Origin of the sequence: Streptomyces sp. NPDC059355 (assembly GCF_042752335.1) — a bacterium.
In the GTDB taxonomy this organism is placed as follows: domain Bacteria; phylum Actinomycetota; class Actinomycetes; order Streptomycetales; family Streptomycetaceae; genus Streptomyces.
In genome coordinates this window covers 18026-28661 of sequence record NZ_JBHYXN010000068.1, presented here as the reverse complement: position 1 = coordinate 28661, position 10636 = coordinate 18026, and the positions used below count along the sequence as shown (strand labels likewise).

The 10636-nt window shown below is 71.6% G+C and carries 9 protein-coding genes; 6 read left to right on the top strand and 3 right to left on the bottom strand.

Translation table 11 applies throughout. From position 1 onward, the window contains the following. Positions 1-137: 137 nt before the first annotated feature. Positions 138-1262 (top strand): hypothetical protein, encoded by a 1125-nt coding sequence (locus tag ACFXGI_RS36735; RefSeq protein WP_384716774.1) that lies wholly within the window; start codon positions 138-140, stop codon positions 1260-1262. 89 nt (positions 1263-1351) lie between these two features. Here ACFXGI_RS36735 and ACFXGI_RS36730 read toward each other — a convergent pair whose 3' ends face one another. Next, a complete protein-coding gene (locus tag ACFXGI_RS36730; RefSeq protein ID WP_384716771.1) occupies positions 1352-3286 on the bottom strand; it encodes a serine/threonine-protein kinase in 1935 nt (644 codons plus the stop codon). A 465-nt stretch (positions 3287-3751) separates the two neighbouring features. On the opposite strand from ACFXGI_RS36730, the gene ACFXGI_RS36725 reads away from it, so the two are divergent. The 5 genes from ACFXGI_RS36725 to ACFXGI_RS36705 are packed head-to-tail and all read left to right on the top strand — an operon-like array spanning position 3752 to position 8180. Further along, positions 3752-5434, top strand: coding sequence for a sensor histidine kinase (locus ACFXGI_RS36725; protein WP_384716768.1), 1683 nt, complete (start codon positions 3752-3754; stop codon positions 5432-5434). After that, a complete protein-coding gene (locus ACFXGI_RS36720; protein ID WP_384716765.1) occupies positions 5431-5838 on the top strand; it encodes a roadblock/LC7 domain-containing protein in 408 nt (135 codons plus the stop codon). The genes ACFXGI_RS36725 and ACFXGI_RS36720 overlap by 4 nt, the downstream gene beginning before the upstream one ends. Beyond that, positions 5835-6194, top strand: a complete 360-nt coding sequence (locus ACFXGI_RS36715; protein ID WP_384716762.1) for a DUF742 domain-containing protein — start codon at positions 5835-5837, stop codon at positions 6192-6194. Before ACFXGI_RS36720 ends, ACFXGI_RS36715 begins: the two co-directional genes overlap by 4 nt. Beyond that, a complete protein-coding gene (locus tag ACFXGI_RS36710) occupies positions 6175-6795 on the top strand; it encodes an ATP/GTP-binding protein (RefSeq protein ID WP_384716759.1) in 621 nt (206 codons plus the stop codon). The genes ACFXGI_RS36715 and ACFXGI_RS36710 overlap by 20 nt, the downstream gene beginning before the upstream one ends. Then, the gene (locus tag ACFXGI_RS36705; RefSeq protein WP_384716780.1) at positions 6789-8180 is read left to right on the top strand and encodes a cytochrome P450; all 1392 of its coding nucleotides are present in this window, start codon (positions 6789-6791) and stop codon (positions 8178-8180) included. Before ACFXGI_RS36710 ends, ACFXGI_RS36705 begins: the two co-directional genes overlap by 7 nt. Positions 8181-8226: 46 nt before the next feature. Here the strand turns inward: ACFXGI_RS36705 and ACFXGI_RS36700 are convergent, their stop codons facing one another. Together ACFXGI_RS36700 and ACFXGI_RS36695 are read right to left on the bottom strand one after the other, a co-directional pair. Continuing rightward, positions 8227-9345 (bottom strand): terpene synthase family protein, encoded by a 1119-nt coding sequence (locus ACFXGI_RS36700; protein ID WP_384716756.1) that lies wholly within the window; start codon positions 9343-9345, stop codon positions 8227-8229. Between the two features lie 3 nt (positions 9346-9348). Beyond that, entirely contained in the window at positions 9349-10260 is a 912-nt protein-coding gene (locus tag ACFXGI_RS36695; protein ID WP_384716753.1) for an SAM-dependent methyltransferase, read from the bottom strand. Positions 10261-10636 lie beyond the last annotated feature (376 nt).

The following is a 10636-nucleotide window of genomic DNA, read 5'->3' as shown; positions in this document are numbered from 1 at the left end:
CGCAGCCCCATCACCTACGAAGCCGCACTCGAAGCACCACCAACTACCCTGGCATCAGCCGCATAAATCGTGTTCAGGATTCGGGGTCAAGGCCCCCCATAGGCCCCGCCACCTCGACCGGAAGCCTCGGTCCCGCCGTGCTCGGCGGCGCGATCACCCAGCAGCAGATCATCGCCCGGGCGCACGACTGGATCGACAACTCCGTTCCGTACAGTAAGTCGCTCGCTTGGAAGGACAGCACGGTCGGCGGCCCGTACCGCGCGGACTGCTCCGGGTTCATCTCCATGGCGTGGGGCCTGAACGACAGCCTGGTCACCTGGACCCTCCCGAACGTCTCGACCGTCACGGCTGCGAACGTCATCGGCTATACCGGCCTGCAGCCGGGCGACGCACTGGACTTCACCGATGACCACGTCGTGCTGTTCGACTCCTGGATCGACAAGTCCGCCGGGACGTTCTACTACGACGCCGAACACCGCCCGGGCACGACGGCTGACCAGCAGAAGGGCAGCGTCTACGCGAGCACGCTCGACGGCCACGCGCTCACCAACTACGAGGCCCTGCGCTACAAGAACGTCGTCGCCGGTTCGGTGGGTGCCGCGAAGTCGCCGGTGTCGATGGATGCTGGTGCGACGCATGTGGCGTTTGTGGATGGCAACGGGAGTGTTGCGAATGACTGGGTGAGCAATGGTGCTTGGCAGGGTCCGTCGGGGATCGGTGGTAAGGCTCGGTCGGATTCGCCGGTGGTGTTGAATGCCGGTGCCGATCATGCTTTCTTCATCGATGCTGATGGCAATGTGATGAATGACTGGGTGAGCAACGGTGCTTGGCAGGGTCCGTCCCCGATCGGTGGCAAGGCTCGTGCTGGTTCGCCGATCGCGACCAATGCGGCGGGGACGCTGGTGGCGTTCGTCGACACCAACGGGAATCTCGTCAATGACTGGGTGAGTAACGGGGCTTGGCAGGGTCCGTCGGGTCTGGGTGGTCAGCCGCGTGGGGATTCGCCGTTGGCGTTCAGTGCGGCTGGTGACCACATTTTCTTCGTCGATGGCAGTGGCAGTGTTGCCAATGACTGGGTGAGCAATGGTGCTTGGCAGGGTCCGTCGGCGATCGGTGGTCAGGCTCGGGCCGGTTCCGGTCTTGCCACTGACGCGGCCGGCACCCACGTCGCGTTCGTCGACACCAACGGCAGTCTGGCCAACGACTGGGTGAGCAACGGTGCCTGGCAGGGTCCGTCCGGCCTCGGCGGCACCAGCCGCTGACCGCCACCCGGGCACCACAGGGAGGGCCTTGTCCCACTTCGGTGGGACAAGGCTCTCCGTCGTTTGCGGGCCCGGGCCTTCCCGTGTGGTCAGGCCGTGCAGGCGCCGGCGGTGGCCCAGCGCAGAAAGCGGGGGTGGCCGTCGCTGCCGACGACGCCGACCGCGTACCGGGTGTAGGACCATTCCTCGCGGGCGCGGGATTCGGCGAGGAGCGCCCGGCAGGCCACGTCAGCGGCGGCCTCCGCCCATTCCCGCCGGGTGTCCCGGTTCCACTCGGGTTTCGTGGCCCACACGTACATCACGCCCTCGCGCGGGGCGAAACCGATGCTGGTGTTCTCGTCGCTGATGTAGCGGAGGTCGTGGCGGCGGGAATTGCCGTTCCAGTCCTCGAAGAGCCGGTGGACGGCATCGGTGGCCACGCGGATCTCCGCCTTGTCACTGCTGGGGATCCTCGCCGCCTCCCAGCCCGTTTCGGTGGGCTGCCACTCCCGGGGGCCGCCGGTGGTGTCACGGTCGGCGGCCCGGGTGGCGCAGCCGGTGTTGGTGCGGAAGTTCCCTTCCCACACGACGGCGGGCGCGGCAGGAGTGGTGGCGTCGACCAACACGTACTCGTCGTAGGGAAGGTCCGCATGGATGCCCGCCATCATGCGGAGGCTGGCGCAGGCGTCCCCGGCCACCTCCTGGACGATGTACGGGGCGGGTGCGGTGCCGCTGATGGCGATGTAGACCTCCTTCCGCGGCGGGGCGAAGCCCACCTCGTACCGCCCGTCGTAGTCGTAGTCCGGGCCCACCCCGAGGCTGACGTCGTGGCCGAGCGCCGCCTCGGTTTCCAGCTCCGCTTCTCCCCGGGCGCGGCGCGCCGTGCGCCACGTGGCGATCGTCGCCGCGGCGCTGTTCGCGGCCGCCGGCTCGGGGCCTCCCGAACGGGCACCGGGTGTGGTGGCGGAGGGATCGGGGGCCGTCGTGGAACCTGCGGCGCCGTGGGGGCGGGCGGAGGCCGGCGGGGGCGCCGCGTCTGCGGACCGGAGCGCGAAGACCCCGCCCGCCAGCCCTGCGAGGACGGCGCCCGCGGCCAGGGTGATGCCCACGGCGCGATGGCCCGGGCGGGCGGGGGGACGCCACGGCGGGTCGTCCGCGACGGGTACGTCCCACTCGGCCGCGACGGGATCGCAGGCCAGGGTCGGATCCGCGGCGGGAGGGAGGATCCTTGTGGCCTGGGCGGCAAGGATCCCGGCGCACCCCTCGGCGATCGCGCGTGCGGCGGGGCGGCCTTCCGGGGCCTTGGCGAGGGCGCTCGCGACGATGTCGCGGAGTTCTCCGGAAAGGCCGGCGAGGTCGGGCTCGGCGGACATGACGCGGTAGGCGACGACGTCCGGGGCTCCCGTGCCGAAGGGCAGGCGGCCCGTGGCGGCATGGACGACGAGGATTCCCCAGGCGAACACGTCGCCGTCGGGGCCGACGGCGCCGGTGCGGTAGTGCTCGGGGCTGATCCAGCCGGGCGTGCCGGTCATCACACCGGTCCGGGTGACGGACGTGCCGTCGGCTGCGCGGGCGATGCCGAAGTCCAGGACCCGGGGGCCGGCGGGGGTGAGGATGACGTTCTGCGGTTTGACGTCCCGGTGGACGACGCCGGCGTCGTGGATGGCTGCCAGGGCCTGGGCGGTGCCGGTGGCGAAGGCGTACAAGGTGGAGCCGGTGAGCGGACCGTGGGCGGCGATGTGCCGGTCGAGGGTGGGTCCCGGGGCGTAGGCGGTGGCCAGCCATGGGGTGTCGGCCTCGGGGTCGGCTGCGAGCAGGGGCATCAGGCACGGCCCGTGGACGCGGGCGGAGAGCCGCACCTCGCGGCGGAAGCGGGCCCGGAACTCGGCATCCGCGGCATGGGCGGCATGGACGAGCTTTACGGCGACGCGCAGGCCCGCCGGGTCGAGGCCGGCGTGAACGGTGCCCATGCCGCCCGAGCCCAGGCGGCCGATGATCCGGTACGGTCCGACCCGCTTGGGGTCGCCCGGGCGCGCGGGCTGCACCCCTCCGTCAGAGCGAGCACTGCTCACAGGATGTCCGTTCCTCTTCTGCGCCGGTGCGTGACGAAGCCCGGGGCACTCATCGCAGGAGTCCGCGCAAGCCCGCCGGCTGGATCGTATCCGCGCGCCGGCCAACGTGTGGCGGCATCCGGGGCATTGGTCCGCGCAGTGGTGCCGCGGCTCAGAGCGGGCGGGCAGGCCGGAGTGCCGATGGCGGGATCCAGCCGTTCTCATCGGGGGGAGACAGGGGTCTCGGACCGTGGTGGAGGCGCCGGGGAGCAGTGGTGGCAGGGGATCCGGCGCGGGTCCGCTTCGGGAGGGGTGCCTGCGGGTTTCGGCCAATCGACGAAGTCCCAACACCTTTGCCAGGTCCGCATCATGACCTGCTGTCAAGCGACCTGCACATAGACGCTAAGATTCCGGGCCGTTGTCATATGATCATTCGCTTTCGATCGTTTGAGGGTTCTGATGGTTCGCGTGGGATCGTCGCCCGGAAGTCCAGGGCCCACCTCACCCGTCGTTTGGGCGCTGCCCGCCCTGCTGACCGCCGCTGCCGCGGTGATCGCCGTGGTACAGGTGTCAGCATCTGCCCGCACCCCCGTCGCCTGGATGGGAGCCGTCGCCTTCGTGGCCGTCGCGCTGTCCTGCGGTGAGGCCGCCCGGCGCGGCAAGGCGGTCGCCGCGCTGCGGGCGACGGTCGCCGCGCAGGAGGCGGCCCTGCTCCGGCAGCAGGCCGAGACCGTACGACTCGCGCAGCAGCTGCTGCCCGACGTCGTGGAACGGCTGCGCAAGGGGGAGTTCCCCGAGGAAGTGCTCGCCTCCCTGGAGGAGCTCGACACCTACGGGCCCGGCCTGACAAGGGAGTTCAGGGCGGCCCACCAGGCCGTGCTGCGCTCGGTGCTCGACGCCGTCGTCGCCGAGGAGGACCTGCGCGACTCCGCGCAGCGCGCCTTCGTCAACATCGCCCGCCGCGTCCAGGCCATCGTGCACCAGCAGGCGCAGGAGCTGCGGGAGATGGAGGACCGGCACGGCCGCAGCCCCAAGGTCTTCGGCGACCTGCTGCGGCTCGACCACGGCACGGCCCTCATCGGCCGCCTCGCCGACTCCATCGCCGTACTCGGCGGGGCCCGGCCCGGCCGCCAGTGGAGCAAGGCCGTCCCGCTGTACAGCGTGCTGCGCGGCGCCATGTCGCGGATCATCGACTACCAGCGCGTGGAGCTGCACTCCGTCTCCCAGGTCGCCGTCGTCGGCCCCGCCGTCGAACCGCTCATCCACGCTCTCGCCGAGCTGCTGGACAACGCGACCCGTTACTCCCCGCCGCAGACACGGGTCCACCTGACCGCCGTCGACGTGAACTCGGGCATCGCCGTCGAGATCGAGGACGGCGGCGTGAGCATGAGCGAGGAGGCCCGCAAGCGGGCCGAGCGCATGCTCCGCCAGGCCCAGCAGGGCATCGACCTCACCGACCTCGGGGAGACCCCGCGCCTGGGCCTCGCCGTGGTCGGCCGGCTCGCGCAGGCGTACGACTTCCAGGTCTCGCTGCGCGCTTCGGCGTACGGCGGCGTACGCGCCGTTCTGATCATCCCGCAGGCGCTCATCACCACGGCCGCCGCCGCGACCGGCGTCGCCCACGGCATCGGCACCGCCTCGGGCCCCCGTGCCGCCCTGCCGCCCACCACCGGCCGGGCCGCCACCGGGTCCGGGGCCCCCGAGGTACGGCCGGAGTCCGCCCGCCCGGTCACCGGCCCCCGGACGGAGGCCGCACCCGACGAGGTACCCGCCGTGACCGAGCGGACCCCGGGCGGCCTGCCGCAACGCCGCCGCAAGACCCGCGCCGTGGCGCCCGAAGCGCCCGCGGCCGCGGGCGGCACCGGCACCGGCGACCGGTTCGTCGCGGCGGCCGAGGCGGCCGAGGCGGCCGCGGACCGCGCCGGACACGGGTACGCCGAGGAGACCGGGTACGCGTACGGAGCCGGACGCGCGCCCGATCCCGCGCCGGACCCGGAGCCCGAGGTACAGCCCGGGATGTGGCTGGCCGCCTTCCAGGGCGGCCTGTCGGGGGACAGCCAGACCGCCGCGACCCGGAGCGGCGCAGCAAGCCAGAACACGGATGCCTCGCCGGCCTCGGCGAGCAAGGGGGAACAGCCATGAGCCAGCAGCAGACCAATATGGACTGGATGCTCAAGGACCTGGCCGAGGGCGTTCCGCAGACCCGCCACGTCATCGTCCTGTCCGCGGACGGCCTGCGCATGGCGCAGTACGGGGCGGAGACCGACACCGCGGACCGGCTCGCCGCCGCCTGCGCCGGACTGCAGAGCCTCGCCGGCGCCGTGGCCACCGAACTCCCGGGCAGCAGCGGGCGGATGCGGCTCGTCGTCATCGAGATGGACGGCGGCTTCTTCTACCTGATGGCGGCCGGAGCCGGCGCCTTCCTCGCGGTACTGGCCAACGAGGGCGTCGACGCCGGACTGATGGGCCAGCGGATGCGCGACCTCGTCGCCCGGATCGGAGAACACCTGAGCAGCCCGCCGCGCCGCGACGGGCAGCCGGCGTGAGCAACCCGGGCGGGGACTGGGAGGACGGCACTCCCGAGCGGCTGTACGTGATCACCGGCGGTCGCAGTGGCGATTTAGAACCCAGCCACCTCGACCTCGTCACGCTGATCATCGCCAAGTCGGGGCCCAGGCCCGGGATGCAGCCGGAGCACGCGGCGATCATGCGGCTGTGTTCGTCGCCGCTCTCGCTGGCCGAGATCTCCGCCTACCTCGGCCTGCCGGTGAGCGTGGTCACCGTACTCCTCGGTGACCTGCTCGCCGCGGGCCACGTGCTCTCCCGCCCACCCGTCGCCCCCGCCAAACTCCCGGACCTGGCACTGATTGAGGCAGTCATCGATGGACTTCGAAAGCTCTGAGCGGGCCACCGTGCCCCGGCGCGAGGACGCGCTGCCGGCCACGGCCGCCGCCGCAGTCAAGGTGGTGATCGTGGGCGGCTTCGGGGTCGGCAAGACGACCCTCGTCGGCTCGGTCAGCGAGATCCGGCCGCTCACCACCGAGGAGACGATGACCCAGGCCGGGGTCGGCGTCGACGACACGGCGGGCGTGGAACGCAAGACCTCCACCACCGTGGCCATGGACTTCGGCCGCATCAGCATCAACCAGGAGCTGGTGCTGTACCTGTTCGGCACCCCCGGCCAGGAGCGCTTCTGGTTCCTGTGGCGCGGCCTGTTCGAGGGCGCGCTCGGCGCGGTGGTCCTGGTCGACACCCGCAGGCTGGAGGTCAGCTTCGACGTGATCGGCCGGCTGGAGGAGCGCGGGGTGCCCTTCGTGGTCGCCGTCAACTCCTTCCCCGACGCGCCCGAGCACCCCATGGAGGAGCTGCGCACCGCCCTCGATCTGCCCCCGTCCGTACCGCTCGTCTTCTGTGACGCCCGCCGGCGCGACTCCAGCCGCGACGTCCTGATGACGCTGATGCGCTACCTGCACTCCCTCGCCGCGACCACGGAGGCATCGTGAGCACCACCCCCACCCACCAGCCGGATCCGGTCGCCCCGCCGCCCGGCTGCCCCGCCCACCGGCTCTACGGCGCCGAGGCCGAGGCCGACCCCATGGGCCTGTACGAGAAGCTGCGCGCCGAGTACGGGTCGGTGGCCCCCGTCCTCGTCCACGGCGACCTCCCGGCCTGGCTGGTGCTGGGCCACCGCGAGAACCTGGACGTGGCGCGCACCCCGTCCCGGTTCACCCGCGACCCGCGCCACTGGCGGGACCAGCAGGAGGGCAACGTCCCGCTGGACCACCCGCTCACCCCGATGACCGCCTGGCAGCCCGTGTGCCACTTCGTCGACGGCGTCGAGCACGAGCGGCTGCGCGGAGCGCTCACCGAGTCCCTGGAGCGCTTCGACCGCCGCGGTGTGCGCCGGTACGTGAAGCGCTTCGCCGACCAGCTGATCGACGCCTTCGCCCAGTCCGGGAGGGCCGACCTGGTGGCGGAGTTCGCCGAGCCGCTGCCGATGCTGGTGATGACCCAGCTCGTCGGAGCGCCGGAGTCCTACGGACCGCGCCTCGTCGAGGCCGCCCGCGACATGATCCGGGGCACCGAGACGGCCCTCGCCAGCAACGAGTACGTCCTGGTCACCCTGCGGGAGCTGGTCGTCGCCAAACGGCAGCAGCCCGGCCGCGACTTCACCACCTGGCTGCTGGAGCACCACACCGCCCTCGGCGACGAGGAGATCGTGGAGCACCTGCGGCTGGTGCTGATCGCCGCGTTCGAGACGACCGCGAACCTGATCGCGAACACCGTGCGCATGGTGCTCACGGACCGCCGCTTCCGCGCGAACCTCTCCGGCGGGCACATGACGCTCCCGGACGCGCTGGAGCAGGTCCTGTGGGACGAACCCCCGCTCATGACGGTCCTCGGGCGCTGGGCGACCGGGGACACGGACCTGGCCGGAACGCCCATCAAGGCCGGGGACATGCTGTTGCTCGGGCTCGGGGCCGCCAACCTCGACCCCGAGATCCGGCCGGACGCCACCCTGCCCGTCCACGGCAACCGCTCGCACCTGGCCTTCAGCAGTGGCCCGCACGAGTGCCCCGGAGCGGACATCGGCCGCGCCATCGCGGACACCGGCATCGACACCCTGCTGACCCGGCTGCCGGACCTGGAGCTGGCCGTCCACGAGGACGAGCTCCGGTGGAAGTCCTCACTGATGTCCCGTCACCTGGTGGCACTGCCCGTACGGTTCACCCCACGCGGCGCCACCGTCACCGGATCCACGCCCGTACCCGGCGCCGAGCAGCCGGCCTCCCGGCCGCCGTACACGCCACCGCCGGGCACCCCCGTCGCGGGGGAGCGGCCGACGGGCCGGGGCTCCTGGTGGGACCGGCTGCTCGGCCGCCGCTGACCTCGGCGAACTCGGCGGCGCCCGGCGGAGCCCGGCGCCGCCACCCTCAGCGCGAAGAGTCGTCGAGCTGCTGCCACCACCAGGCGAGAGCCGGGATCGGCAGCGGTTCGAGGCTCGGGTCGCTGGGCGTATCGCTCCAGGCGATGTCGAACGAAGCCCCCTCCACGGGCAGGGCGTTGCGGTTGCGCGGACTGGCGTAGCGCAGCGCCCCGTCGTGGTAGGCGGTGTCGCCCGAGACCCAGTGCTCCACCGAGTCGAGGTGGCGCGCGAGCTGCTCGTCGGCGCCCCGCGCCAGCTGCTCGCGCAGCCGGGCGAACAGGGTCACCGACCGGTCCCGCAGCGCGTACACGGCGGGCAGTGCCTCCGCGGCCGTACAGCCGTGGTGCAGGGCCAGTACGTTGACCAGGTTCTGCTCCAGCGGCTCCTGGTGGTCGTCCTTGTTGTACGAGAACACGTCATTGTCGCAGGCGACGATGAACCCGGCGGCGTCCGTCAGGGCCTGGACGGGCGCGGAGTACAACACCTCGCCCGGTACGTGGATCCCGTTCGCGATGTCGCACCAGGTCAGCAGGAACCGGGTCGCGCCGACCGAGACACGGGTCGCCGCGAAGTCGTTGAGGCCGGGCATGACGCCCTGCTCCTCGGCCGCCGTCCGCGCGGCGGCGCCGAGGATCCAGTCCCGCAGGCCCTCGGTGAGGCGGTGGAGCTGCTCGGGGGTGAGCATCTCCCGGGTGCGCGCCACCAGGTCGTCCAGGGCCGCCGTGTACGGCCCGGGCGGCAGCAGGCCGGAGCCGGGCACCTCCAGGGTGCGGATCATCCGCGCTCCGTGGTCGGCGACGGCCGCCGTACGCGCGGGGCCGGTGCCGGAGTCCTGCCAGTCGTCGGCCGCGAAGGCCCAATAGCACCACTGGGAGAACAGCAGCATCGGCTCCACCTCGCCGAAGGGGACGATCCGGCTGACCATGTCGGCGCTGCGCGTGGCCAGACCCCAGGCGCGCTCGGTGGCGTCGGGGTAGAGCCCGAAGGCGTCGATCCAGGCGATCGACCGCTCTTCGAGCTCGGCCGCCTTGGGATGGATCAGATCCCTCTCGTACGGCCAGTAGAAGGGCGGCAGTGGCCAGCCGATCCGGGAGGGGCGGGTGTTGTCGCCGTAGGCCGGGGGCATCGGTCAGCTGCCTCCGCCCAGGCGGAACATCAGCAACCGGGTCTCCAGGGCGTGGTCGCGCCAGATGCGGAACAGTTTGCCGTGCGTGATGGTGGACTCCTGGAGTCGTTCGCGTGACCAGGCGGAGGGGGTGCCGGAGCTCTCGACGCGGTCCAGTTCGGCGGTGTTCCAGGCCATGGACTGCACCCAGAACTCGGCGACCCGGTCGGTGACGTCCTCGTCCTGCTCCAGCTCGAAGCCGGCCGCCTCGGCGGCGGTGAGGTACTCGGTGAGGGTGCCGAGGCGCGTCTTGTAGTAGCCGTCGATGAACTCGGTCCACTCGGGCCGGCAGATGAAGTGCTCCTGGATGCCGAACCAGCCGCCCGGCTTGAGTGACTGTGCCACGACCTTGAACAGCCGTGCGCGGTCCATGTAGCCGGAGCTCTCGTTGGCGTAGGCGGCGTCGTACTTCCGGTCGGACGTGAAGGCGTGCACGTCGGCCAGGAGGGGGGTGACGCGGTCGCCGACACCTGCCTGGCGTGCGAAGTCCTGGATCACGGGTATGTGGTCGGCCGCGACGGTGAGTCCGGTCACCGTCGCGCCGTGTTCCTGGGCCCAGTAGAGGGAGCCGCCGCCGACACCGCAGCCGATGTCGAGGACGCTGCCCGGCGGGGTGGCGTACGCGCCCCAACTGCGGGCGGCGTGTTCGACGATGGCTTCCTGGGACTCCACGATGCGGCGCTTGAGCACGCGTTGGGAGACGGTGGTGTTCGGCGTGGCTCCCGGGCCGAAGAGGCCCATGTGGAAGTGGACCCGGGGTCCGGGGCCGTACTTGTGGAGGATGTCCGCGGTCTTGCGGCTGTAATAGAGCGGCACTTGGCTCTCGTCGAACTCCTGGCCACCAGCGGGGGTCTGGATGACAAGGTTCCTGTCCATCGATTCTCCGGTCCTGCGGTCGCGTGGGGGGTGTTTATCGGCCGCCCCACTCTGCCCGTAAGCGATCGATAAAAGTCATGCATCGCTCGGGTGATGAGCATAACCACAGCTGAAACGGCAACAATTCCGGCCATTTGATGCCACGTCAGGTGTGATCCGATGGCGTATGCGGAATACATGCGGCGGCGTCAGGCGGAATGCGGGTCCGGGAGTCGACGGCCGGGCGCGCGGTCCGCCGGACGCCCGGCCCGATGTCCGGTGCGGCGGCGACCCGGGGGGCCGCCATTCACGGAATGGGAACGCAAGTACGAATATCGGGGAATCCCGGCCCGCGCCGTCCCCGGAACGCACCGGCGCGGAATTGCGGCACCGGTGC